Raw genomic sequence first — 25,275 nt, 5'->3', positions numbered from 1 at the left:
GCCTGTAGTGACGTCTCCTCAGAGGAGGTCCGGGCCGTCCTCGGGACGGCTGTAGCCGACGTCGCGATCGGCCCTGCTCCGTCCCTGCTCCGTCGCCCACGGAGCAACCCGGCTCAGCCGACGGTCCACAGCCTGCCGAGCACGGTCGCACGAGGACGGGAGCATCAGCTCGTGGACCTGCGTCTCACCGTCGATCGTCTCCCACGGCAACGAGATCGTCTGGTCCCGAACCGGTCGAGGTGGTCCTTCACTGCGGCCCGCCAGGATCGGAGATATCGGAACGATCCGCTCCTGAGCGCGAATCCCCACGCCACCCAAACGGACCATTCCTCGTTCGTGCTGCGCATGAGGAGAAGCATGAAGGTCAAGATCAACAGGAGGACTCCCGGTGCTGCAAACGCAAGCCTTCTGCGAGCAACCGCGCGGTCCGGTCAGGGTCTGTGAGCCCGTTGTCTATACCTTGCTCGCCACCACCAGGTAGTTCTCGGCCTCAGGGTTGTACGTGCTCCTTTCCGTCCGGAGTCCGACCTGTGCAGCTCGGCTGTGAGTTCGTCGTATTGGTAGGGCCAGCACGACAGCAGTTCCGAGCGGACAAGAACCGACCCAGCCGCATCAACTTGCGCGACCGCAATCTCGATGTGGTGCTCCTCCTCCCACTGTGACGCAATCTCCCAGCGGTAGATCACGACGGCATTGCGGCCGTTCCGGCGGACAAGACGGTCACTGATGTCCAGCCGGGAACCTCTGGCCCTCACGAGTTCCCAGGTGCGGGAGGTAAGTACCAGGCGCCCGTCGCGGCGCAGAAGCCGTGACATCGACTCCAGAGCAGCAACCCTGCCTCTCGCGCCCACGGCATGGTGCAGCGAGTTGCCAACGCAGAACACCATGTCGAAGGTGTCGTCATCGAAATGGTCGGGCAACTCTTGCCAGTCCGCCCGCAGCGTCCGTACAGGTGCCTTGAATTCCTCAGACAACTCCGCAGTCCGACGAACCATCGCTTCGCTGGCGTCAGTTGCGACCACCTGTATACCAAGACCGGCGAGGCCGACCGCCAACTGTCCGGTTCCGCACGAACAATCGAGGACGTGAGCGTTCGACGGCAGGAGACTCAGGGCGTCGTCGAACGACGCAGCAAACTCGGCCGGGTTCAGCTTGGCATCCGAGATGAGCCACTCGTACACCTCGGCAAGCGCGTCATAGCTCGTCACAACTACTACCTCCGATACGGGGCAGGCTCACGGTCGCACATCAGTACATCAGCGGAGGAAGTCGGTTCACCAACGGTTTGCAACATCCAGGCCGGCGTCGGGCGATCGGCTCCGGCGCGGCCCCCAGGCCGGTAAGAGGCTGGGGAGCGCCCTCTGCTCCGTCATTGCTCCGTCGGACGCTGACAAAGGTCGATCACCGATGGGTGTCGTTGAGCGGCAAAAGCCCAGGTCAGCGCAAGGTTTGCGGGTTCTCGCCGCTCGCAGTGCTCAACGGCGAAAGATCCTCAACATCTTCGAAGCACCCAACAAAGCAGTTGATTGTTGCCCGGCGCCTGCTTGGGAAGACGTCGGCGGAGCTGAAAATAGGCTTGTCTGCAAGGCATTCTGGGCTGTTCGGGGCCTGCGTGTCGGTTCGGCGTACGTGGTGGGACTCGAGTTGGGTGAGGCGAATGCGGCTGGCGGATGTGCAGGGGAGTGGAATCTGGTACACCCGTAGCGATTGCGGTATGACGGATCTGGCTCGCTTTCCGGCGCGGCCAGTGGAGTACTGCGCTCAACCACGGAAGCAGGAAGCATGTGCGACTCAACGAACGCGACTCCGCGGGAGGCTGCCGAATCCGCGCCGCGGGCGGTCGAGGGGGCGGCGGTGGATCCGATCAGTCTTGTGCCGGTCGACGAAGTCCGGATCACGACGCTGGTCGACAACACCTTTGACGCGTTGCTGACCAGTGACGCGAGGGCCACCCGCACCGGTTTCGGGCCGGCCGCTACTCCGGTCGGCGTGTTCGAGGCCGGTCACACCTCGGTCGGTCTGATGGCCGAGCACGGATTCTCCGCGCTGCTGACGGTTCGTCGTGGGGAGCGGGAAACGACGCTGCTGTTCGATTCCGGCCTCTCACCGACGGCGATGGTGAGCAACGCCGACCGGCTGGAGATCGACCTGACCACCATCCAAGGCGTTGTGCTCAGTCATGGCCACTTCGACCATGCCGGCGGCCTGGCAGGGATGGCGGGACGACTCGGCCCGAACAAGATGCCGATGGTCCTCCACCCCGAAGTCTGGACCCGACGCAGACTGCTGTCGCCGGGCGGTGAATACGAGATGCCGACGCTCAGCAGACGAGCCCTGACCGGCGAGGGATTCGATGTCATCGAGCGACGGCAACCGTCGCTGCTGGTGGACGGCAGCGTTTTGATCACCGGCGAGATCGATCGTACGACCGATTTCGAACACGGCATGCCGGCTCACCACCAAGCCTGGACCGGCGCCGAGTGGCGGCACGATCCCTTGGTCATCGATGATCAAGCGATCGTCGTACATCTGCGCGGCCACGGGCTGGTAGTCCTCACCGGATGCGGCCACGCTGGAGTGGTCAACATCCTGCGGCATGCGCAACGACTGACCAGCGTTGACCGTGTCCATGCGGTGATCGGCGGACTGCACCTCAGCGGCCCGGCGTTCGAACCCGTCATCGCCCCCACCGTCGCCGCGCTGACCGAGCTCGCACCACAACTGATCGCACCGGGACACTGCACAGGCTGGCGAGCCCAACACACCCTAGCCGCCGCCCTCCCCAACGCCTGGCTACCCAGCAGCAGCGGCACCACCTACCACCTAACCAGCACCTGAACCAGGCACCGGGTCGTCGCAGAGCCCATGCCCAATCCAGAACTGTTGGTGATCGAGGCGACGTAGGTGAGGAGGAGCGAGCTGAGGAGGTGCGCCGCGCGAACTGGGTGGTGGCGATGGAGCCGGCAAGGTCGCTGCCGACTCCTACTCATCGGTCGGCGGTGCCCAGCGACGAGGTCAGCCAGTCTCACGCGCGGGGCAATCAATCCACCAACCGCAACACCCGCAAGCTCCTCGAAATCTTCGAAGATAACTTGTCTGTAAGGTACTTCGGCTAGTACTGCGTTTCTGTCCGAGTGGAGACTTCTATGGCGCGGGGACCGTTTCCGCTGAAGAACTCCAGGAGTCGTGGATGGTAGAAGGAGTATCGGCCTTGGACCTGGGTGAGGAGCGAGAGTTGTACGCCGTAGTCGAGCATGTCGACCATGTCCTTCTGGCTGTGCCCGGCGTCGCGTTCGTACGCCGCGGCGCTCGCCCGGCTCCAGTCTCCCAGGGGATCGAGCCACGTGATCACGAGGCCGAGTCCGAACCCGATAGCAGTGGCCACACCGGCCCAGAGCGGATCCGCGTGCCGATGCAGAGGGGATCGGGCAGAGAAGTCCATGAACCCCAGCAGTTCGCGGAAGATGGACTGAATCGTGCTATAGCGGAGATGTGCATCCTTGAGAGTGGCAAGCAACTGATAGCCGCTCGTCCACGTCAGGGCCCAGAGCAGGAACGCCCCGCTACTGAGAAATGCCAAGGACAGCTCTGGCGGTCGCAGCCACCAGGCGGCCTGCGCCCTGCGATGATCCACCGGGATGTCTTGCGAAACTGACGTGGTCTTGACGACACGCCCAGCCTTGGTCACGGCGCCTGCGAGGTATCGGATCAGGAGCACGACCAGGATGGCGGCCACATAAAAGCGCGCGGAAGTCTTTGCCGCCGTAGTCATCTGCCCTAGTTGTGCGATTCGATTGATCTCGTAGGTTGCGATGAACTGGGCGAGGCTCGCGACCGCGACCGCCATGCACAGCCGTACAGCCAACCGGGGTGCGGCCGCGCGCAAGGCGGCGGTGGACCAAACCACCTCGTCCCTGGACTCGGTCATCTCGAGATCTAGACGGCTGCGCGCGACCCGGAGCCACACGCAGATCCCTACTCCGGACAAGAGACCGGTCACGACTGCGGTCAGGGGACCGACGAGCAACCAGCCCGCGCTACCTCCGGCGACAGCACCTGCCAGGACAGTTGCGACCGTCCGCGGCCCCACTGTCCGGGGATTCCTGTTGGCGCTGTCGAGGAGCCGTCGGGGTGGGACAAAACCGTAGAACGATGTAGCTCCGGCCTCGACGAAGACACGGGCCAGCCACGTCAGATAGCTGAGGAGTGACTGCGGCTCGATCGCCGCGGCTTTTCGTTCGATCAGTACGAGCCGGACGAGCTCGGCAAGGATCACGTCGTCCCAGCCACCGGTTCGATGGAGGTCGAGGATTGTCTGGGTTCGCCATCCGCGGAATGCGCGGAGGGCCGCCTTCAGGAACAGCGGCGTGTTCAGAGCTTCCGCCAGGGCGTCGCTCTGAGCCGCTGCTTGACGAAGTCCCGCGGCGAGCGCGCCCGCACGCCGAAGCTGGGCACCCACCTCGATGGGCGTGAGTGGGCTGATCTTCACCAGCGCAAGATGCTCGGCTGCTGCGCCGAGCGCTGCATAGGCCTCGGACCGCGAGGTCATCACCAGATGGCAGAACTCGTACCGCTCCAGGAATTCCTCGGCAGCTTTGAACGCACGCCGCTGCCCGTCCTGCGTCGGTATCTGGTCAAGGCCGTCGAGGAAGAGGTAGAGGTCATTGTTCTCGAGCATCAACTGGGCGTTCTCGCCGCTGACCTTTCGGGCGGCGAGGGAATCCCGGACCCAACTCTCCAGACTCGTTCCGTCAGGCCACTCTTCCATGTCCAGCCACAGCGGTACCTGAGTTGCGTTGCCCTCGCTTCGCTCGATCGACCTTCGCGCGATCGCCCGCATCAGCGTCGACTTCCCGCCCCCAGGAGGACCGACGATGAGCGCACGGCCGTCGAGATGCTGGTCCACATAGTCGGGCAGGGCACCCAGTCTCATCTCGGCACTCTGCGCGGGGGCCTGGACGAATCGTTTCAGGCTTGCCTGTTCCGGGAGTTTGACGGTCACCCGCAGGTCCAGCTGGCCGACGCCAGACTCGTCGAGGACGGCACTCGCCATCTCGGCGAGTGCGACCTTGGCGCGGTTGATGAGGCGTACTCGGATGAGATGGCTGAGGGCTGGTACTCGTCGGCGTTGGTCGCGGAGCTGAAGGATAGCGGCCAGGCCGAACGTGAGCACCAGTCCCGCCAGCACTACTCCGGTCCGACCAAGGATCTTCGGCACCTTGTCCGAGGCCAGGTTGATCTCGATTCCTGCGCCGGTCTCGATCAGGATTCCCAGGGCGACAGGTAGCCAGCGCCCGCGGGCCGCCCGGTTCATGAGAGCGGCTCAGCCGTTACCGGTACGCCGGTCCGGTGAAGGCGTGACGTCAAAGTCTTACCGATCGGAACGTGACGAAACGCAATCGCGTCGATATTCACAACTGCTCCCCCCGCCCGGCCGGGCAGAAACTGTCGCCGATTCCGTGCGCCTGCACGATCCCCTTCCATCGGCGATCCGATGGAAAAGACTGACACCTGCTCAACCACGGGTCAACAGATCCTGCAAACTGCGGCAGTTGCCTGCCGGTGGTGCGTTGCTCGACCGAGAGCGGCGAGGCCGGCTCGACCGGCCATCACTCGTAATACCGATGGGGAAAGGGCTTGCTGGCAATTGAGCGTAACGCTGGGGGGATTCGCGCGATAAAGGGGCGTGGGTTAGATGGCTGGGGGGCCAGATGGATGTGCTCGGGGGGATCACGTCTCGGCGCCGGATCGCTGTTGTGGTCGGGGTGCTGGTCGTGCTGGGAGTTGTGGGGAGCGTCGTCGGGGTGTTGCTTACGCGCACCGGTGATCGGCGGTTCGCGTGGGCGGGTGGGGGTGATGCTCCGCCGGTCGTGGTGTCGCTGCCGGGAAGAGCCGGCAAGCCCCAGTTCTCCGCTCTGCCCGCGCCCAAGGATGGAATCTCGCCGGGATTCAAGGCCGTGGGTTCGCCGTTGCGGATCGAGGCGAAGCCTTTTGGCGGTGGGACCGGGACCCTGACGCTGGGGTACGACCCGGCGAAGGTCAAGTCGCCGAGCCAGTTGACGGTGCTGACGTACGCGCCGGAGTACGGGCTCTGGGTTCCGGTCGGCGGCGAGGTCAACACCGTGGCGCATCGGATCACGGTTCGGACTTCGCACCTGTCCGACTGGGTGGTGGCCGAGACCGACCCTGATGCCTACGAGGCGGCGTTCCGGCAGACCGAGGCGCTGACGAAGGGACTCAGCGGTTCGCTGCTGCGAACGATGTACGGACCCAGCCGGAGTGCGGCCTGCGACCCGAAGCGCCTGCTGCTTCCGGCGAAGTTGCGGTTCGAGGTCAACGTCTCGCAGAGCCCTACCCAAGTGTGCGAAGAGGTCAGCGATGATGGCAGCTATCGGCTCTCGGTGGCCAACCAGACGGACACACCGCTGCTCGTCCATGCACCGGACGGCTTCCGGATCGACGGAGAGCCGGAGCTGCTTCCGACGTTCGACGACGTGATCAACGCTGTCGCACGACCGCAGAAGGGAGACCAGATACTTCCGCCGCATGGTCGAATCGCCTTCTTGTTCACCGGCGACGCGCTGCCAACGCCGGCTGTGGAGATCCGCGGCGACGTATCCTGGCCGGCGACAATCACGCAGCTTGCCTTCCACATCCTCACTGCGATGCTCGGCGAGGACGGTAAGGATCCGACGCAGCTCCGCGCAGCTCTCGCGGCGTTGTCGTCAGGGGCCGATCTCGGCGACTGCCTGACGAAGGCGGCCAACACCATGGTCGGTCAGATCCACAAGCACGGCTTCGCGCCGACCGGCCTGGTCAAGGCCGCCGGCTCCGCGTTGTGGGACTGCAAGTCGACGATCGCTGACGCAGCTGAGTCCGTGCTGACAGCGATCGCTGGTAAGAAGGCCGATCAGTCGAACCTGGGCCAGGTGAAGGCCGTCGTCGGCAACCTCTTCGACCGCGCCAAGATGGTGTTGCAGATCGGTGAGTACATGTCGATCGCGCGCGAGGAGCTGGACGCGCTCTTCAACCTCCTCGGCACGGCGGGCGGCGTCGATCTTGGTATGCATATCCGGCCGGTTCGGGTGATGAGTGTCGACGAGACTCGTGCGCTGCCGAGCGGTTGCGCTCCGCCGGACCCGGACAAGTTCCTGCCGGCGGGTGCGCCGGCGACCTCGGACCAGCTGTGCACTGTCGCCACCGACCTGGACGCGAACGGACACGACGACAGGATGATCATCTGGCGGCGTCCGACGACGTACAACGAGAACACGAAGGACAGGTACCGGTTCGGTGCCGTCGCGTACCTCGACGACAACACGTTTCACCTGCTGGAGGAGCCCGTCTTCCGGGCGGGAAGCGAGACCGTCCCGTACGGTGACGAGGACCCGACCCCACTGGTCGGACCGGGCGGCCGGAACTACGTGAAGGTGCAGGTGCAGGAGGGTAGTTCGACGAACTGGTACCTGCTGTTCGGAGTCCCGCAGGATCGGCGGTTGCATGTACTGACCGAACCGAGCGGAAAGCCGTTCCAGCTGCCGATCGGCGGCGCAGTCGCCTACTCGAGCGACTACGGCTGCGTGACCGAGGGCGGGCAGGAGCTGCTCGCATCGGCAGGTCGCGAGGACGCGCCAGACACGCTCGATCATCTCCAGCTCGACTTGTACAGGATCGACGGCGGCCGTATCACCCCGACCGGCGAGCGGCTCGGAGCGGTTCGGGATACGTCGACGGCGGCTGGACGGGCCGAAACGCATCGGCCTTGGCTCCCCGGATTGGGCGGGTACCAGTGTGGTGGCAAAGCTGGGGACATCGGTCCATTCGTGGCGCCGGCGACGACACCTGAGGCCGCTCTTACCGACCTCGTCAGCGCGGCGGCAGGCAAGCAACTCAAGACGGCTTGGCGCAGACTTGCCGCCGACACCTTCCCGGAGAACAAGCAACCCGACCAAGCCGACCGTGACGACGTTTGGAAGCAGCTGTCCTCGACGTACGACGCTCGCAGTCTGAAGGGTGTCGCTCCGGTCTGCACGCGCATCCAGCTCGGCACCCTCAAGGTCTCCGGAGCGCGCTGCACACTGAAGAGTGCGAAGGCACCGGAACTGACCGCCGAGCTCCTGGAGCGCAAGGGCGCCGGCGGCTGGGGCGTTGTCTCGATCGGGCCGCCGATTCAGGAACCTGCCGGACCTGCGCCGTCCGGCGACGAATCGTTCCAGGCAGTGGTGACGGGAATCTCCGGAAACCTGGTGACCTTCAACAAGGTCCAGTACTTCGACTACAAGCACGCTGCCAAGGCCTGTCAGGAAGATCACGTCGTACCGCGCGACGAGTTGTGCACCGACTACTACGTCCGCGACAAGAACCCGGCGCAGTACCGCAACCCCATCGATGCCGCGACGAGACCGCAGGTCTACAACTACTCGACGATGAAGCAGCACGCCGTACCTGCCGCCCAATGGCTCGCAACCGTCCGTAGATCAGGCACCACCTATTGGCAGATGACCGTTGCGAACGGGAAACTCACCACCATCCAAGCGATCTACACGCCGTGAATCAGGGGATCAGCCGAGCGCAAGGGTGAGGCCTGCGGCGACGAGTACTGCGGCTGTTAGGGCGTGGATGGGGAGTGCGGTGGTGAGTTTGCCGCAGTTGGTGTGGACGATGATGGCGTCGGCGGCTGGGGTGAGGGCTGCGGCGACTAGGGCCCAGCCGAAGGGCTTGGGGCCGGCGGCTGCCCAGACGACTAGCAGCACCACTCCGGAGGTGATGTCGCGGACGCCCTTGATTGCGGTGAGGGCGCGGAGGTTGTCGGCGGCGACGCCGAAGTCGCGGGTCGCGCGTTGAGGCGTGAAGAGGAATCTGGTGCCGAGGACGATGATGGCGACGCAGGCGGCGACCGCGATCACGAGTGCGGTGAGGTGCATGGTGGTGAGTCCTTCCTGGGGAGGCCGGCGCGCGACTCAGCGGCGTCGCTGGTGGAGCTGAAGCGTGGGGGTGACAGGCGAGGGTGGCGTCGCTGAACACCGACCAGGGCCAGCGGTTGCTCGCCCAGCGGCCCGAGATATAAGGTAGCTTATCAGTTAACTGATATCTTAGGAAGGTGGGAGGACACGAGTGGCCGAAGATTTCGGGCAGCGGGTGCCGTACATGATGCGGATGGTCAGCGCGGCGCTGTCCCAGGAACTCGAGGCTGAGCTACGCCCCTTTGGTCTCACCCATGCCCAACTGGCCGCGCTGGCCCAACTGGGGATCGAGGACCCGGAGGCCCTGTCCGGGGCCACGCTGGGTCGGCGCGCGGGGGTGACTGCTCAGTCGATGTCAACGGCAATCGCATCGCTGCTCGACCGAGGTCTGGTGGTCCGGGCTCCGAATCCGGAACACGGCCGGCGGCTGGATGTCCGCATCACTGACGAGGGGAAAGCACTGCTGGCGAGGGCTCAGGCTGCCACGGCAGTCGTCGACGAACGCAACCTCGCCGCCCTGTCGGCTGACGAACAACTGGAGCTTCGCCGCATGCTTCGCAAGATGATGAACTCCCTGCGGCTTTTCTTACCAAGCCTGCCGATGACCAACAGCCAGGGTGAGTCAGAGGTCGAGCGTGAGGTCGGGCGACAGCGCTCGTGAGACACAGCAGTACATCCGGCCGGGAGCTGCGCCGATGTCGTCGCGGTGCTCGGGCTCCCCGCCCAGTACGCCGATCTCGCAACTGCCGCAGACTCCTTCGCGGCAGCCGGACGGGACTCGGTATCCCGCGTGGTTCAGTGCATCCAGGACCGATTCGTCCGCACCGACCTGAACGGTTCGGTTCGAGCGGGCGCAGTGCACGGCGAACGGTTTGCTGGGTGCCCACTCCTTGGCCACCGGACGGAAACGCTCGACCTGCAGCCGCTGCGCGGGAAACGCCGCCTCGACCGCGTCGAGCATCGACTCAGGGCCGCAGGCGTACACCAGCGCCCGGCTGCTCAGGGTGGCAGCCAGCGCGGTGAAGTCGGGCCTGCCGTGCTCCTCGGTGGCGTGGACGTGGACCCGGTCGCCGTGCGTGGCCCGGAGTTCCTCGGTGAACGGCATCGTGGCCACCGACCGCCCGACGTACATCAAGGTCGCCGAGGCCCCGGCTTCGACCGCTGCCGCCAGCATCGGGAGGATGGGCGTGATGCCGATCCCGCCGGCGACGAACAGGTACTCCGGTGCCGGCCGCAGCGGAAAGTTGTTGCGGGGCACGGAGACGTCAACTGCGTGGCCCTCGGTGAGGAACAGATGAATGTACTCCGAGCCGCCACGGCTGAGCCGATCGTGCCGGACAGCGACCCGGTACTTGGCGCGGTCGGCCGGATCCCCACATAGCGAGTACTGCCGGGTCAGCCAGTTGGGGAGGGCCAGGTCGACGTGCGCGCCCGGATCCCAGGGAGCCAGCGGGCCGCCGGTGCCGCGCAGGTGGAGAGACACGACGCCGTCGGCGACCGGCTCGATCTTCTCGAGAACTGTTGTCTGCATGATCATTCCACCTCAGTACAGATGCCGGTAGTCGGCTTCGAGCAGGTCCGTCAGCATCCTGGGATCGGCGTCGAGCCCGAACTGGTCGGCGGCGATCTCACCGATCGACGGCACTTCGTCGGCCAGAGCCTGACTCGCCGGCTCCCACAGGCGAGAGCGGATCAGCGCGCGGCCGCAGTGGAAGAAGACCTCCGCCACGTCCACGACGATCGCCAGCTCGGCGTCCTTTCCCTCCGTCCGCATGCGGGCGAGTACGTCGGGCTCGTCGGTGGGATAGGCGCGACCGTTGATCCGCAGGACCTCGCGCATGCCGGGGACAACGAACATCAGCCCGATCCCGTCGTTCTCGGCCAGGTTGCGAAAGGAGTCGGCCAGCTTGTTGCCCGGGCGGTCCGGAATGGCGAGCATGCGCTCGTCGAGCACCTTCACGAATCCCGGATAGTCGCCGCGGGGTGAGTTGTCGGGGAGGCCGGTCGCGTCCGCCGTGGCCATCGCCAGAAAGGGGGAGTGGGCAATGAAGCGTCGCGCATGACGGTCGATCCGGTCGTGCGCCTTCGCCTTGATCAGGTCGTCGGGTTCTCCGATCCGGGCCCGCACCTCCGCAAAGGAAACGCGGCGCGGACGGGTGACGGAGAGGTCGTGGGTTCTGGTCATCGTGCTCACGAGAATTCGTTAGTTGCTGTCGGCAAGGTGATCTGTCAGTGGATGGCGTCGTACGGGAGTACGGCGTGGACTCCGAAGGTGGGGCCGGCCACCTGGGTGATGCGCAGATCGACGACTGCGCCGGCCAACGCCAGGGCGGTTGTCCGGTCCAGGTCGAACAGGGAAGCCATCCAGGTCAGCATGGCGTCCAGTGCATCCCCGGTTGCCGTGTTGAGGTTCTCGTCGAAGCCGAAGGTGACCCACCCTTCGGGGGTCTCGGCATGCAGGCCGGGGACGGGGGCGTGCTGCCGCAGGTTGAGTGTCACCTCGGTCGTCATCTGGCACTCGATCGCGGTGCCGGCGACCTCACCGTTGCCCTGAGCCGCGTGTCCGTCGCCGAGATGGAGCAGCGCGCCGGGGACGGTCACCGGCAGGTACAGCGTCGAACCTGCGACGAGTTCTCGGCAGTCGACGTTCCCGCCGCTGCCGGCTCGCGGCGGGAAAGTGGAGTGTGGACCGGGTTCGACGGGAGGAACGCCGACCACACCCAGGAATGGTGCGACGTCGACGGTGTGCCCGCGATCGTTGGTGGCTGTCTGCTCGTCGATGTCCCACAACAGCGACGTTGCCGGTCCGTCAGCGACGCCGAGCCGACGCGTCAGCGGGGTGTCGTTCACTCCGGTGCGGGTCCATCCCCAGCTTCCGGTCGTGAGGGAGTCGAAGCGTACTTCGAGGACCATGCCCGGTTCCGCACCTCGTACCGCGATCGGTCCGGTCAGGCAGTGTCCGCTGCGGTCCCCGAACATCGTCGGCGGAGTTTCACCGGGGGTTCGCAACGGTTCCAGGTACCCCGCGGCGTCCAGCGAATCGACCACCACCACGTCACCGGCGTCCACGGTGAGGACCGCTGGGGTGTCCCGATCGAAGACGTTGACGACGGTTTCCCGTGTCGCGGTCAGTTCATGCCGAGCCATTCGACACCTCTCTTCGGGTCGTCCGGGCAGCTGAGCGGCGGGATCATCGCAGTCCGGACTGCGGCGCAGGTTCCAGCCGGAGCGTGGATGCCGTCCCACCGGACAGCGTGGAGAGGGTCTTGATGACGGCTGCGCATCGTGGGTCGTGATGTACGGCGTCCACGACGCGTTCGCGCTCGGCGTCGTCCTCGAAACGCCGGATCCAGAGGAAGGTGTCCTCGTCGCCGGCGACGGTGAATGATCCCACCACCTGCATCCCCAGTTCCTGGTGCAGCGGGATGACTGTCTCGTCCATGAGCTGGGCGAGTTCGGTGCCGCGAACAGCGCGGGCGTGCTCCGTACGTATCTCGTAAAACATAGGTCTCCATCAGGATTAGGGACGGGCGGCATGGTCGTAGATTTCGGGAGAGCCCTCCCACGGAGCTGTCCGCGCCACGGTCCAGTGGTGAATCAGCCAGCGCTCGCCGGACCTGCGGAGGAGGAGTCGCCAGAAGCCGCGCATCGTGCAGTAGTCCGGAGCACCGGGCTCCGCGGAGATGTGGTGGTAGGCAACTACATGTGCGCGGCACTCGGCTTCGTCGCCCGATACCTGGATGAGAAGGTCGGTGGCCGAGTGGTGAGTGGCGTCGAAGCCCTCCCGAGTTCTACGGGCTAGCTCGACCAGTTCGGCGGCCGGCACCTGCATCGGCGGGTTGCCGTAGTAGTGGGTCGACAAATCCAATCGCACGACGTCTGCGAACAGTTGCCGCAGGGCGGTCCAGTCCTGGTCATCCTGGGTATGGGCGAGACCAGCGACAACCTCGGCGATGGCTGCGCGGTCCATCAGACCTTGTAGTGCGCTCATGACGGGTTCCCGGGCGATTCGATCAGTGGCAGAACCAGACGGCTGGGATGGGCCGGGCCATGGTGGACCCGATTGACCGCGACGGTCAGGTCGTACTCGGTGTCGGTCGCGATCGTGCCGCCGGTATTGGTGTTGCGGTCGTAACGGGGGAAGTTGCTGCTGGCAACTTCGAGCAAGATGCGGTGCCCGGGCAGGAACACGTTCGCGGTGACGCTGAGGTCGATGGTCAGCTCGTACGCCGTACCCGGCTCCAGCAACTCCGGATCGGTGAGGGAGGTGCGATACCGGGCCCGCTGGATGCCTTCGCACAGCAGGATCGCCCGGCCGTCGGGGTGTACGTCAACGAGCTTGCCGGTGAAGTCGGTATCCGGCGCCGAGGAGGAAACGTGCAGGACCAGGGTGACGTGGCCGATGACCTCGACGGGATGCTCGAGGACGGGCGTGGTGAAGCACAACACGTCGTCCCGCACCTCGACGACCGACTGGTCTGCCGGTCCGGGGTACGCGCCGGATGCGACTGCGAGCACGTTGCCACCCACGCTCGGAACCGGCCGACGTGGATCGTAGCGGAACGTGTCCGCCGCGTCGGTCGACCCAACGTTGCGCGTGAGAACGCCGTCACCGGCGGAGGTGTTGGCGCGACCGTCGCCACCGAGGAAGAAGTCGGTGTAACGGGTAGCGGGCAGCGGCCAGTCAGCCTCGGTGCGCCACTCGTCGACGCCCATGACGAAGATCCGGACCCTGTCGTCGGGGACATGCGTCAGGCCGCGGACCCAGCGGTCGAAGAACCGCAGGTGCGCTCCGGTGATATCGGCGGCCTTGATGCTGCTGCGGAGTCCGAACGACCGGTCGGGAAAGGTGCCGAGATCGGTGCCATCGGCATGCGACCAGGGGCCGACGAGCAGCCGTTGACCGTCGCGGGCGGCGCTGCTGCCGCCGTGGCGACGCATCATCGTGTAGGACCGCACGGTTTCGCCGATGAACACGTCGTACCAACCGCCCACGTGAAGCGCAGGGACAGTGATGTCGGCACAGCGGTCGATCGAGGAGATCTCCTGCCAGAACGCGTCCCGCTCCGGATGGGCGAGGACGTCGCCGGCCCACGGCAACTGACGCGTGATCGCGCCGCGGTCGGCGAGCGGCAGCGAATCGTGCAGTTGCCGCGGCTCGGACAGTCCGGACATGAGCTCGTGCGCCTCGTCCGGATCGGCGCTACTGCGGGCCAGGTTGCGGAGGGCCGACAGTGTGCCCCAGCTCAGGACAGCATCCTGGGACAGCGCTCCGCCCGGGGAGCGCCAGGGCGCGGCGTACGGGTCGGCAGACGTCATCACCGGCGCGATCGCACGCAGTACCGAGCTGTTCTGCACGGCCGCCTGCCACTGCGCGAATCCCATGTAAGACCCGCCCCACATCCCGACCCGGCCGTCGCACCACAACTGTCCGGACAGCCATGCGAGAGTATCGGCGCCGTCGCAGCCCTCGTTTGCGTGCGGAACGAACACTCCCGCCGAGCGGCCGGTACCGCGGACATCCTGAGCCACCACCGCATAACCGGCCTGCACGAAGGCGAACACGTCCGGCAGCTTCGGGTTGCCGAAGGTCCCGGCGTCGTCCTTGCCGTACGGCGTTCGGATGAGCAACGTCGGAAACGGGCCCGGACCGTCCGGCAGCCACACGTTGGTCGCGAGCGCGGTGCCGTCGCGCATCGGCACCTGTACGTCGACATCGACGACGAACGTCATGCGCCCGGGTACTGCGGTCGCTCGGTGAGCATCCAGTGCGTGAAGGCCACGTAGTTCTGCGCGAACTCCTGTGGTGTTGAGGCCTCTTCCACCGCTGCGGACAGTCGCGCGACCTGCTCGTACCGCGGGAGCTGGGCGGCCTGGTAGGCGGCCAGCGCAGCCGGGACGTCATCGGTGGAAGCGAGCAGGCGACCAAGCAGCGCGGCGTCCTCAATGCCCAGCGTGGCGCCGGCGGTGATGTGCGGAGACATCGCATGGGCCGCGTCGCCGGCCAGTACGACCCGTGCGGAAACCCAGTGCGGCAGTGGCGGCACGAGCATGACCTGGTTGTGCAGGATCAGGTCCTCCGGCGTGGCTGCGACCAGCTGGGCGAGAATCCCGTCGCGCTCCTCTTCCAGATAGCCGACCCGTGCCAGTGCCTGCTGCTTGAGAGTCCCTGTCGGCGGGGGAGATTTGAACTGGTTCACCAGCCAGTACGTGCGGCCGTCGTGGGTACGTACGTAGCCGCCTCGACAGCCGTTGGTGCCCAGGATCAGCCGGTTCTCGGGCACCGCGATGCCGGTCGCCGGGATGACTGCTCGCCAGGCGTGATGCCCCGCGTGTTCCTCCGCCGGAGTGCCCGGCACCAGCTGTGCCCGCACCGCCGAGTACGCCCCGTCCGCTCCGACCAGGACGTCGGCGTCCGCACGGCTGCCGTCGGACAGGTGGACGGTGACATGGTCCTCGTGCTCGTCGTACGCACGGAACCCGGTGGCCAGGCGGATGCGGTCCCGCCCCACGGCGTCGGCGAGCAGTTCGTTCAACTTGGCCCGGTGCGCGAGCAGGTATTGATGGTCCTCCACGCCGAACCCCGGGGAGTCGAGCAGCCGTCCGGCCGGATCGTGGAAGTACATCTCGGTGGGTACGCCGATGCAGCGCAACTCCTCGCCGACGGAGAGATCGTCGAGGACCGCCAGCGCGTTCGCCCACAGGCCGAGCGAGGCCCCGGCGGCGCGGATCGCCGGCGCCTGCTCGTAGACCACCACCTCGAATCCGGCCTGACGCAGCGCGAGGCTGGTGGTCAGGCCCACGATCCCGGCGCCGATCACGACCGCTCGCATCCCAGCTCCCTTCTTCGGCTGAGACCCAAACTAGGAAGTACGGCCGATTTACTCCAGTGCAACCTTGGTACATACTTCTTTCGCAAGTGATAATCCATAGGTGGACTACGTCGATCTGAACCTCGTCGAAGCGCTGGACGCGTTACTCGCCGAGAACAGCGTGACCAAGGCCGCCGAGCGCCTGCACACCTCGCCACCGGCGATGAGCCGCGCGCTGGCGAGGTTGCGGCGCGCCTTCGGCGATCCGCTGCTTGTGCGGGCCGGGCGTGAGCTCGTTCCGACGCCCCGAGCCCTGGAGTTGCGGGGCGAGGTGCACGCAGTCGCCTCCCGGGCGCGAGCGCTGTTCGCACAGTCGAACACCACGGACCCGCGAACCACGGTTCGCACCTTCGACCTCCAGATCAGCGACATACTGTCCACGACGTTCGTACCGGCCCTGATCGACGATCTGCGGGTGCAAGCGCCAGGCATCTCGCTGAGACTGCGCCCGGAGAGCCTGCAGGACACCCCGGCGCTGCGCGAAGGCGGAGTGGATCTGGAGATCGGGGCCGTCCGCCCTGTTGATCCGGAAATTCGCTCGGAGACACTGCTCACCGAGACCTTGATCGGCGTCGCGCGTCCGGACCATCCCTGGGCAAGAGTTAAGACCGTCACGCCGCGGCGGTTCGCCGCCGCCGACCATGTCGTGGTCTCGCGGCGAGGCCGCGCGTACGGTCCGATCGACGAGCAGCTCGCCGGGCTCGGCCTCAGCCGGCGGGTGGTCGCCGTGGTCCCCAGTGTGGCGACCGCGCTGTTTCTGGCGCGCGAAACCGATGTCGTCAGCGTTGCCCCGCACCGACTGGGACAGTCGCTGCTGAGCACCCTCGGGCTGCGCAGCTTCCCGATCCCTCTGGAGCTGCCACCCCTGACGATCGGCATGGCATGGCATCCACGCAACCACCACGACCGAGCCCATCAACTGCTCCGCGAACGCACCCGCCACATCATGACCGCAATAGTCAACGGCGACCCGACATAGCGGAGCACGGCCCGGTCGGGGGATGTCCGACCGGGCCGTGCGGACGCGGTGAAGTCAGGTGGTCGACTCCGGAGCGGGGAGGGTCGTCGCTCCGGTCATGATGGCTACTCCTTCGCTCATGGTGTGAGACTGCGGGGTGATGACGCCGGCGCAGCGACCGAGTCGCTGGATGTGGATGCGGTCGGCAACTTCCCAGACGTGGGGCATGTTGTGGCTGATCAGGATGACCGGGAGTCCGCGTTCCCGCAGGCCCTTGATCATCTCCAGGACCTGGTTGGACTCCTTGACCCCGAGCGCCGCGGTGGGCTCGTCGAGTACGACGACTTTGCTCCCGAAGGCCGCGGCGCGGGCGACCGCCACCGCCTGGCGCTGCCCTCCGGACAGCGTCTCGACCGGTTGCTGGATGTTCTGGATGGTCTGGATGCCGAGCTCGCGAACGGCGGCCGCGGCCCGGTCCCGCATGCCGCGGTGGTCGAGCATCCGCAGTACTGAGCCGAGCGGCCCGCGCCGGCGCTCCTCGCGACCCAGGTAGAGGTTGCTGGCGATGTCCAGCGCGGGTGCCACCGCGAGGGTCTGGTAGACGGTCTCGATCCCCGCGGCCCGGGCGTCCTGAGGTCCGCGGAAGGTCACCGGCGTCTGCTCGAGCATCAGTTGCCCGGCATCCGGGATGTGTGCGCCGGTGAGGCATTTGATCAAGGTGGATTTGCCGGCGCCGTTGTCACCGATCACGGCGAGGACTTCACCGGCGTACAGGTCGAGGTCGACGCCGTCGAGCCCGACCACCCGCCCAAAGGTCTTGACCAGTCCGCGGGCAGACAGCACCGGCACGCGCAGAGCGGTCGCCTCGGCGTTGCCGACGGTCGCGGTCATGAGCGCACCTTCCTGATCCACTGGTCCACGGATACCGCGACGATGACGAGTACGCCGACCGCGAGCAGCCGGTACTGCGCATCGACACCGGCCAGCGACAGCCCGACGGTGAAGGCCTGCACGATCAGGGCCCCGAGCAACGTGCCGAGCAGACCGCCACGGCCGCCGAACAGGCTGGTGCCGCCGATGACGACGGCCGTGATGCTGTCCAGGTTGGCGTCGACGATCGCGTTCGGGCTGGCGGCTCCGGCCCGGCCGATGAGCACCCAGCCGGCGATGCCGTAGATGAGTCCGGCGACGGCGTACACGCTGAACAGCACCCGGCGCGAGCGTACGCCGCTCAGTCGCGCAGCCTCCGGGTCGTCGCCGACGGCGTACACGTGCCGGCCCCACGACGTCTGGCTGAGGGCGAACCCGACGACGACGTACAAGGCGATGACGATCAGCACGCCGGTGGTGACGCGGAACCGGCCGATCGCGAAACCGTCACCGGTCCAGTTGAGCAGGCCGGGCAGCCGGTTGTTCTGGATGCTCTGGCCACCGGAGTAGAGCAGCGCGATCGCGGTGAAGATGCTCAGGGTGCCGAGGGTGACGATGAACGGCGGCAGGCCGATGCGGGTCACCAGGAGCCCGTTCAGCACGCCGGCGGCCAGGCCGAGGACGATGCCGGCCGCCAGGGCGAGACCGGCCGGCCAGCCGTTCTCGGCGGCCAGCGTCGCCATCACCATGGTCGACAGGATCGTGATCGCGCCGACCGACAGGTCGATCCCCGCGGTCAGGATGATCAGGGTCTGACCGACCGCGAGCGCTGCGACGACGGCTGTCTGCTGCACGAGCAGCGACAGCGCGGCGGGGTTGGAGAACCTGCTGTTGACCGCGGTGAAGCACACGACCGTGAGCAGCAGGATGATGGCGGGACTGAGCGCGGGATGCTGGTGCAGCAGGTGCTGGACCCGCTGGCTCGTCGTGTGTTCTCTCCGGGCGAGTTCCTTGGCCGCCGCGCCGGGAGTGGTGGATTGCACGGTCATCTGATCACCTCCGGTTCCGGGAGCGGGCGGTCATCCCCAGCACAACGTGCCGGCCTTGGCGGTGTCGATGCTGGTCACGCCGGCGACCGCCTTGTCGGTGACGAGGGCGACGCCGGTGTTGTAGAAGTCGAGCCCCTCGGTGTTCTTGGGTTTGTCGCCGCCGCGGGCGATCTTGGCGATCGACTCGACGCCGAGCGAGGCCATCTTCAGCGGGTACTGCTGGGAGGTCGCGCCGATCACGCTGTCCTTCACCGACTTCACGCCCGCGCAACCGCCGTCGACGGACACCACGAGCACTCCGCTGGTCTTCCCGGCCGCCTTGAGCGCGTTGTAGGCGCCGACCGCGGCCGGCTCGTTGATCGTGTAGACGACGTTGATGTTCGAGTTCTTGGTCAGGCAGTTCTCCATCGCGGAGCGCCCGCCGTCCTCGGCGCCCTGGGTGGGTTCGTTGCAGACGATCGAGTACGAGCCGCCGGAGTACGAGCCCGACTTGGCCTCGTCGCCGTTCTTCTTGGCGTCCTTGGTGTCGATACCGAGTCCGGTGAGGAATCCCTGGTCACGGTTGTAGTCGACGGAGACGACCTTGTCGTTGAACAGGTCGAGCAGCGCGATGGTCGCGGGTTTGCCGGCCAGCTGCTTGCCGGTCCACTGGCCGATCAGCTTGCCGGCCTCGAAGTTGTCGGTCGCGAAGGTGATGTCGACCGTGTCGGCCGGGTCCGGCGGGGTGTCCAGCGCGATCACGTAGAGGCCGGCGTCGCGCGCCTTCTTGATCGCGCTGTTGACGCCCGGGCCGTTCGGGGTGATCAGGATGCCCTTCTGGCCCTGCGCGATGGCGTTCTCGATCGCCTGCACCTGGCCCTGCTCGTCGCCGTCGGCCTTCCCGGAGGCGACTGTCAGGTCGACGTTGTTCTTCGCAGCCTCTTCCTTGGCGCCCTTCTGCATGGCGACGAAGAAGGGGTTCGTGGAGTCCTTGGTGATCAGCGAGACACCGATCTTGTCGGTCGAGCTCGCGGTGCCGTTGTCGGAGCCGCCACAGGCCGACAGGGCGAGCAGCCCGGTCACGGCGGCTGCGACGACGCTCAGGCGTGCCGTTCGGGTGGTGAAGTGCATGAGTGGTCCTCCCCGGGGGGCGGTGAAAGTATGTGTTTACGTCAACGTTGACGTAAGAAGAGGACCACTCAGAATGCTTGTGGTCAAGGGTTCAATGAGAAATACTGCGATCGTGCCGACAACGTTGACGCAGTCGAGTTCAGGGCCGGAGCGGCCGGCCCGGTCCACGATGAAGGACGTCGCCCAGTTGGCCGGTGTCAGCGTGAAGACGGTGTCCCGGGTGGTGAACGGCGAGCCTGGAGCCTCCGTCGAGGTGCGTGAGCGGGTCCTGCAGGCCGTGGACCGGCTCGACTACCGGCACAACCTCGGCGCCAGCACGCTGCGGCGGAAGGACGCCCGGTCGGGCATCGTCGGTGCATTGCTGCAGGACATCGGCAACAGCTTCTCTGCCGGCCTGCTCCGCGCGCTGGAGGACGCGCTGCGGGATTCCGGGGTGTCGGTGCTGGCCGTGAGCCTGGACGAGGAGCCGGAGCGGGAGCGCGGCGTGGTCGCGGATCTCGTGACGCGGCGGGCTGACGGTCTGGTGCTGATGCCCGCGTCGCGCCGCCATGAGTACCTGCTGAGCGAGCATCGAGCCGGCCTGCCGATCGTCTTCGTCGACCGCAAACCGCACGGCCTGGACTGCGACTCGGTCACCATCGACAACGTCCTCGGCGCCCGGATGGCGACCGCTCACCTGGTTGCGGGGTCGCACCGCCGGATCGCCATGCTGAGCGACCTCGAGGAGATCGAGACCGCCGCGGAGCGGATCGCAGGCTACCGGGCGGCGCTCGCGGAAGCGGACGTCAGCTTCGATCCGGCATTGCTCGTGCCGAGCGTCCGGAGCGAGGCCGAGGCGGCGCGGGTGGTCGCCGGTTTGCTGAGCCGCGCCGATCCACCGACGGCGTTCGTGACCGGACGAAACATCCTCACCATCGGCGCCGTCCGCGCGCTGCGCTCAGCCGGGCTGTCGCGCCAGGTCGGCCTGGTCGGTTTCGACGACTTCCCGATGGCCGACCTGGTCGAGCCCGCGCTCACCGTGATCCGGCAGGACGTCCGCCGCATCGGCGGCGAGGTCGGCCGGATCCTCCTCGCCCGCCTCTCCGGGGACACCGCTCCACCGAACCACGTCGTACTCGCCCCCACTTTGGTACCGCGCGGCAGCGGCGAGATCCCCCTGGCGTCGTAATGACTCGAGGGCGCAGTGGTGCCGGCCGGTGAGGGGCCTTGAGGTAGCGCCGGGGTGGGCCTAGTGTGACGAGAAGTCGGCATATCTCTGGGAGGTGCCGCATGGCTGCGACGCCCCCGCATCAAGCGCTTGGCTGGTTCGCCGCTACGCCGTTCGAGGCCGAGCGGGAGGCAGTCGGCCAGGACGTCTATGTGCTGCGGCTCAGCGGGGACCTCGATCTGGGCAGTTACGAGACCGCCTTCGAGGCGGTTCGCGAGAACATCGGTTCGTCGGGGCGGATGGTGTTGCTTGAGCTGTCCGGCGTGACGTTCTGTAGCTCGTCGGGTTTACGGGTACTGATCGATGCGGCTGCTCACGCCGCTGCACACGGGATCGAGCTCGGATTGGTCGGGGTACGCCGGTCGGTGCTCCGGCCGATGGAGATTGCCGGCGTCGACGCGCATTTCCGCAGCTACCCGACAGTCGCCGCGGCGCTGGCCGACCGCATTCCACCCAGCGGGTGATTCCGCTGACAGCTGAGACCGAGCACAGATCCGCCCCGGAGCGACAGCACCATCGGGATCTCGTCGTGGTCGGTGCGTCGGCCGGCGGCGTGGAAGCGCTGCGTGAACTCGTGTCGGGACTGCCGCCCGACCTGCCTGCCGCTGTCCTTGTCGTCCTGCATCTTCCGGCCGGCGGCACCAGTGCACTGGCCGAGATCCTGGATCGGGCCGGCGCGTTGCCGGTCGGGACCGCCGCGCACGGCAACCGAATCGAGCTGGGTCACGTGTACGTCGCCCCGCCGGACAGCCATCTGCTGGTGGAGGGGGACTGGTCTGCACTGTCCCGCGGCCCGACCGAGAACGGCCACCGACCGGCGGTCGACGCACTGTTCCGCTCCGCGGCACTCGCCCGCGGCCCGCGGGTGATCGGAGTGGTGCTGTCCGGCGTACTCGACGACGGGACGGCGGGCTTGGTGGCAATCAAGTCCCGCGGAGGGCTGGCGATCGTGCAGGACCCAGCCGACGCGCAGTACGCCGGGATGCCGGAGAGCGCGTTGCGGACCGTCCGTGCCGACCACGTGCTGGCTGCCCGGGAGATGGGTTCGCAGCTCGATACGTTGGTACGCAAACCGCTCGCGTCAGACATCGTGCCGGACCCGCCACTGCTGCTGCGCTACGAGGACGCCGTGGCCCGCAACCAGTTGGTGACCGCGTTCGACCGGGACCGGATCGGCCGCTACGCCAAGCTGACCTGTCCGGAGTGCCAGGGGTCCCTGCTGGCCCTCGAGCCCGGCCAGGACCGGTTCCGCTGCCCGGTCGGCCACGCCTGGACCGCGGACGCGTTGCTGGCCACTGCCGACGACCGGATGCAGGCCGCGCTGTGGACCGCTCTGCGCTCGCTGGAGGAGAAGGCGACACTCGCCGCGCAGATGGCGATCAGCGCGCACAACCGCGGCAGCAAGCACCTCGCCATCACGTACGAGCAGACTGCCGAGGAGACCAGCCACGCTGCCGGAGTACTGCGTGACCAGCTCACCGCTCAAGACACCCATCGCACCGACGAAACCGCCGGCGACACGAGAACCAGCGAGCGATGAGCAGGCCGCAGCTGGACATCGACGTCTCGTCGCGATCCGGCGCGACGATCGTCGGTCTGACCGGCATCCTGGACGTCGCCACGGCACCACGACTGCGCGACGCCCTGCTCAAGTGCATCGCCGACCAGCCCACGGCGGTCATTGCGGACCTGACCCTGATGGAGCTGCGCAAGGCCTACACGCTCACTGTGTTCGCGGTAGTTGCCCGCCGGACCGCGGAATGGTCCGGCGTACCGCTGATCCTGGTCGCGCGACCGGGTGACGGCTCCCGGCTGGACCTGCACACGAAGGCGATCGCCCGATTCCTGCCGGTCTATCCAGACCTGGCCGCAGCGGTCGCGTCGATTCACCGGCCGCCGACTCGGCGGATCACCCGGCTCCGGCTCGCGGCGACGCCACACAGCGCATTGACTGCGCGAAGGGTCGTCGTCGCGACCTGCGAGCTCTGGAACTGCATCGAGCTCGCCGACGATGCCGCCGCCGTGGTGTCCGAGCTGGTGGCAAATGTCGTGCTGCACGCGGGGACCGACTCTGTGCTCCGGCTCGAGCTTCGCCGCGGCTTGCTCACGGTGGCCGTCAGCGACGGCAGTCCGTTGCAGCCGAGGTGGCCGACGCCATCGGTCGGAGGCGATGAGGTCAGGCCGGGTGGTTTCGGTCTGCGCATCATCGAGTCCCTCAGCACGACGTGGGGCTGGGGCCCGACCAGCGACGGCGGCAAGGTTGTCTGGGCAGTGCTGCGGCTACCGACCGGCGTGCAGCATCCCGTCGGCCGGATCGGACCGCTAGGTTGAGCTCCGTGGACGCATCCGGGACCGGTCCGAACGGTGATGTCGAAGATCTGCTCGACCACCTCCGCGAGGCTCGCGGCTTCGACTTCCGGGGCTACAAGCGGACCAGCCTGCTGCGCCGGATCCAGCATCGGCTGGACCAGCTCGAGATCGGCTCGTACGGCGAGTACATCGACCGGCTGCAGATCGATGTCGACGAGTTCACGGCGCTCTTCAACACCATCCTGATCAACGTCACCGGTTTCTTCCGCGACCCCGAGGCGTGGGACGTGCTCGGGTCCGACGTGATCCCGAAGCTCGTCGCGGACAAGCGGCCGGGCGATCCGATCCGGGTGTGGAGCGCCGGCTGCTCGTCCGGCCAGGAGGCCTACAGCATCGCGATCCTGCTGGCCGAGGCGCTCGGCCCCGAGCGATTCCTCTCCCAGGTCAAGATCTACGCGACCGACGTGGACCAGGAGGCCCTTGCCCAGGCGCGGCACGCCACGTTCGACGACACCGAGATGCGCGGGGTCCCGGACGGTTTCCGGGACAGGTACTTCGAGCGCCGCGACCGCAGGTACGCCTTCCGGCACGACCTGCGCCGTACCATCATCTTCGGCCGCAACGACCTGGTCCAGGATGCCCCCATCTCCCGGATCGACCTGCTGATCTGCCGGAACACGCTCATGTACTTCAACGCCGAGGCGCAGGCCCGCATCCTCGGCCGGTTCCACTTCGCCGTCGTCCCCGACGGCGTACTGTTCCTGGGCAAGGCCGAGATGCTGCTGAGCCACGGCGACATCTTCGAGCCTCTCGACCTCAAGCGCCGGATCTTCCGCCGGGCGCAGGCTGCAGCTCCGCCTGCTTCCCGGCCAGGCCGTCCCACCGCCACCGGCGGCCTACCGGCAGCCGACATCCTGGGTGAGCTGCGATCACGTGGCTTTTCCAGCAGCCCGGTCGCGCAGTTCGTGGTCACGCCGACCGACGACCTGGCGGTGTTCAACGACCAGGCGCGCGAGACCTTCGGACTGCACCCCAACGACCTCGGGAGTCCCCTGCGGGACCTGGAGATCTCGTACCGGCCCGCCGAGCTGCGCACCCATCTGGCTGAGGTCAAGAGCCGGCACGAGCCGGTCAGGATCACCGACGTCGAGTGGCAGCGGCCCAACGGCGTCGTTCAGTGGTTCGAAGTGCAGGTCAACCCGCTGCTCGACGGCGCGGACCTCCTGGGCGTGTCGTTCGTCTTCGACGACGTGACGACCGCGCGCACCCTGCGGCGCGAGCTGGAACGGACGAACCGCCAGCTGGAGACGACCAACGAGGAGCTCCAGTCCACCAACGAAGAACTCGAAACCACGAACGAAGAACTCCAGTCGACCGTCGAGGAGCTGGAGACCACCAACGAAGAACTCCAGTCCACCAACGAAGAACTCGAGACGATCAACGAAGAGCTCCAGTCCACCAACGACGAGCTCAAGGTGATCAACGACGCCCTCGGTGAGCGCAGCGCGGAGCTGAACCAGGTCAACGACTTCCTGCAGTCCATCCTGACCGGCATCAACGCCGGCGTCGTCGTCATCGACCACGCCATGCAGGTCGTCGCCTGGAACGCCGGTGCCGAGGAGCTGTGGGGCTTGCGCGCCGCCGAGGCGCAGGGACGGCAGCTGCTCGACCTCGACATCGGCTTGCCGATGGCAGAGGTTCGGTCGGTCGCGCAGAACGCTCTCAGCGATCAGACGTACGTCGGCGAGCTCCGGCTCGAGGCGATCAACCGCCGCGGCCGAATCATCACGCTCAGGCTGGTCTGCAGCGCCCTGAGCAACGTCGACGGCGACGGCAACGGCGCCCTCCTCATGATGGAAACCGTACCGGCGGGCCCGACCGCACAGCCGAGGTGAAGACGATCTGAAGCCGGGGATGACTAGCGTGCAGCCCTGGC

The 25,275-nt window shown here is 66.9% G+C and carries 23 protein-coding genes; 9 read left to right on the top strand and 14 right to left on the bottom strand.

Translation table 11 applies throughout. From position 1 onward, the window contains the following. Positions 1-18: 18 nt before the first annotated feature. Entirely contained in the window at positions 19-309 is a 291-nt protein-coding gene (locus tag AB0E69_RS11140) for a hypothetical protein (RefSeq protein WP_360142722.1), read from the bottom strand. 122 nt (positions 310-431) lie between these two features. Further along, on the bottom strand, positions 432-1,208 hold the full coding sequence (locus tag AB0E69_RS11135; RefSeq protein WP_360142720.1) for a class I SAM-dependent methyltransferase: 777 nt from the start codon (positions 1,206-1,208) through the stop codon (positions 432-434). A gap of 574 nt (positions 1,209-1,782) precedes the next feature. Here AB0E69_RS11135 and AB0E69_RS11130 point away from each other — a divergent pair. Then, positions 1,783-2,838: an MBL fold metallo-hydrolase gene (locus tag AB0E69_RS11130; RefSeq protein ID WP_360142718.1), complete on the top strand. Its 1,056-nt coding sequence runs from the start codon at positions 1,783-1,785 to the stop codon at positions 2,836-2,838. A 274-nt stretch (positions 2,839-3,112) separates the two neighbouring features. On the opposite strand, the gene AB0E69_RS11125 is transcribed toward AB0E69_RS11130, so the two are convergent. Further along, positions 3,113-5,314 (bottom strand): NACHT domain-containing protein, encoded by a 2,202-nt coding sequence (locus AB0E69_RS11125; RefSeq protein WP_360142716.1) that lies wholly within the window; start codon positions 5,312-5,314, stop codon positions 3,113-3,115. Positions 5,315-5,711: 397 nt separating this feature from the next. On the opposite strand from AB0E69_RS11125, the gene AB0E69_RS11120 reads away from it, so the two are divergent. Beyond that, entirely contained in the window at positions 5,712-8,552 is a 2,841-nt protein-coding gene (locus AB0E69_RS11120) for a hypothetical protein (protein WP_360142714.1), read from the top strand. A gap of 9 nt (positions 8,553-8,561) precedes the next feature. Here AB0E69_RS11120 and AB0E69_RS11115 read toward each other — a convergent pair whose 3' ends face one another. Next, the gene (locus AB0E69_RS11115; protein ID WP_360142712.1) at positions 8,562-8,924 is read right to left on the bottom strand and encodes a DUF4267 domain-containing protein; all 363 of its coding nucleotides are present in this window, start codon (positions 8,922-8,924) and stop codon (positions 8,562-8,564) included. 190 nt (positions 8,925-9,114) lie between these two features. On the opposite strand from AB0E69_RS11115, the gene AB0E69_RS11110 reads away from it, so the two are divergent. After that, positions 9,115-9,624 (top strand): MarR family transcriptional regulator, encoded by a 510-nt coding sequence (locus AB0E69_RS11110; RefSeq protein ID WP_360142710.1) that lies wholly within the window; start codon positions 9,115-9,117, stop codon positions 9,622-9,624. Here the strand turns inward: AB0E69_RS11110 and AB0E69_RS11105 are convergent. The 7 genes from AB0E69_RS11105 to AB0E69_RS11075 are packed head-to-tail and all read right to left on the bottom strand — an operon-like array spanning position 9,586 to position 15,796. Continuing rightward, positions 9,586-10,494, bottom strand: coding sequence for a PDR/VanB family oxidoreductase (locus AB0E69_RS11105; RefSeq protein WP_360142708.1), 909 nt, complete (start codon positions 10,492-10,494; stop codon positions 9,586-9,588). The two genes, AB0E69_RS11110 and AB0E69_RS11105, sit on opposite strands and share 39 nt — an antisense overlap. Positions 10,495-10,506: 12 nt before the next feature. Next, positions 10,507-11,148: an MSMEG_1061 family FMN-dependent PPOX-type flavoprotein gene (locus AB0E69_RS11100; RefSeq protein ID WP_360142706.1), complete on the bottom strand. Its 642-nt coding sequence runs from the start codon at positions 11,146-11,148 to the stop codon at positions 10,507-10,509. A gap of 44 nt (positions 11,149-11,192) precedes the next feature. Then, positions 11,193-12,110, bottom strand: coding sequence for an acetamidase/formamidase family protein (locus AB0E69_RS11095; protein ID WP_360142704.1), 918 nt, complete (start codon positions 12,108-12,110; stop codon positions 11,193-11,195). 43 nt (positions 12,111-12,153) lie between these two features. Continuing rightward, entirely contained in the window at positions 12,154-12,468 is a 315-nt protein-coding gene (locus AB0E69_RS11090) for an NIPSNAP family protein (protein WP_360142702.1), read from the bottom strand. A 15-nt stretch (positions 12,469-12,483) separates the two neighbouring features. Next, positions 12,484-12,954 carry a nuclear transport factor 2 family protein gene (locus tag AB0E69_RS11085; protein ID WP_360142700.1) on the bottom strand — a complete coding sequence of 157 codons (471 nt, stop codon included), beginning with the start codon at positions 12,952-12,954 and terminating at the stop codon, positions 12,484-12,486. Continuing rightward, positions 12,951-14,696 carry a CocE/NonD family hydrolase gene (locus tag AB0E69_RS11080; protein ID WP_360142698.1) on the bottom strand — a complete coding sequence of 582 codons (1,746 nt, stop codon included), beginning with the start codon at positions 14,694-14,696 and terminating at the stop codon, positions 12,951-12,953. Before AB0E69_RS11080 ends, AB0E69_RS11085 begins: the two co-directional genes overlap by 4 nt. Continuing rightward, a complete protein-coding gene (locus AB0E69_RS11075) occupies positions 14,693-15,796 on the bottom strand; it encodes an FAD-dependent oxidoreductase (protein WP_360142696.1) in 1,104 nt (367 codons plus the stop codon). Before AB0E69_RS11075 ends, AB0E69_RS11080 begins: the two co-directional genes overlap by 4 nt. A 100-nt stretch (positions 15,797-15,896) precedes the next feature. Between AB0E69_RS11075 and AB0E69_RS11070 the strand changes: the two genes are divergently transcribed. Then, complete coding sequence (locus AB0E69_RS11070) at positions 15,897-16,814, top strand: LysR family transcriptional regulator (RefSeq protein ID WP_360142694.1); 918 nt, start codon at positions 15,897-15,899, stop codon at positions 16,812-16,814. Positions 16,815-16,868: 54 nt separating this feature from the next. Here the strand turns inward: AB0E69_RS11070 and AB0E69_RS11065 are convergent, their stop codons facing one another. From AB0E69_RS11065 to AB0E69_RS11055, 3 genes are read right to left on the bottom strand one after another with little or no spacing between them, the layout of a single operon-like run. Next, on the bottom strand, positions 16,869-17,684 hold the full coding sequence (locus tag AB0E69_RS11065; protein WP_360142692.1) for an ATP-binding cassette domain-containing protein: 816 nt from the start codon (positions 17,682-17,684) through the stop codon (positions 16,869-16,871). After that, the gene (locus tag AB0E69_RS11060) at positions 17,681-18,712 is read right to left on the bottom strand and encodes an ABC transporter permease (protein ID WP_360142690.1); all 1,032 of its coding nucleotides are present in this window, start codon (positions 18,710-18,712) and stop codon (positions 17,681-17,683) included. The genes AB0E69_RS11065 and AB0E69_RS11060 overlap by 4 nt, the downstream gene beginning before the upstream one ends. Before the next feature lie 30 nt (positions 18,713-18,742). After that, positions 18,743-19,822 carry a substrate-binding domain-containing protein gene (locus AB0E69_RS11055; protein WP_360142688.1) on the bottom strand — a complete coding sequence of 360 codons (1,080 nt, stop codon included), beginning with the start codon at positions 19,820-19,822 and terminating at the stop codon, positions 18,743-18,745. Positions 19,823-19,934: 112 nt separating this feature from the next. On the opposite strand from AB0E69_RS11055, the gene AB0E69_RS11050 reads away from it, so the two are divergent. From AB0E69_RS11050 to AB0E69_RS11030, 5 genes are all read left to right on the top strand, one after another. Then, entirely contained in the window at positions 19,935-20,990 is a 1,056-nt protein-coding gene (locus AB0E69_RS11050; protein ID WP_360142686.1) for a LacI family DNA-binding transcriptional regulator, read from the top strand. Between the two features lie 101 nt (positions 20,991-21,091). Then, on the top strand, positions 21,092-21,493 hold the full coding sequence (locus AB0E69_RS11045) for an STAS domain-containing protein (RefSeq protein WP_360142684.1): 402 nt from the start codon (positions 21,092-21,094) through the stop codon (positions 21,491-21,493). A gap of 65 nt (positions 21,494-21,558) precedes the next feature. After that, complete coding sequence (locus tag AB0E69_RS11040) at positions 21,559-22,569, top strand: chemotaxis protein CheB (protein ID WP_360142682.1); 1,011 nt, start codon at positions 21,559-21,561, stop codon at positions 22,567-22,569. Continuing rightward, a complete protein-coding gene (locus AB0E69_RS11035; protein ID WP_360142680.1) occupies positions 22,566-23,360 on the top strand; it encodes an ATP-binding protein in 795 nt (264 codons plus the stop codon). Before AB0E69_RS11040 ends, AB0E69_RS11035 begins: the two co-directional genes overlap by 4 nt. A gap of 5 nt (positions 23,361-23,365) precedes the next feature. Further along, positions 23,366-25,234: a CheR family methyltransferase gene (locus AB0E69_RS11030; protein WP_360142678.1), complete on the top strand. Its 1,869-nt coding sequence runs from the start codon at positions 23,366-23,368 to the stop codon at positions 25,232-25,234. Positions 25,235-25,275 lie beyond the last annotated feature (41 nt).

The sequence above is a fragment of the Kribbella sp. NPDC026611 genome, from assembly GCF_040638345.1.
Taxonomy (GTDB): domain Bacteria; phylum Actinomycetota; class Actinomycetes; order Propionibacteriales; family Kribbellaceae; genus Kribbella.
This window is presented reverse-complemented; position numbering and strand designations above follow the sequence as displayed.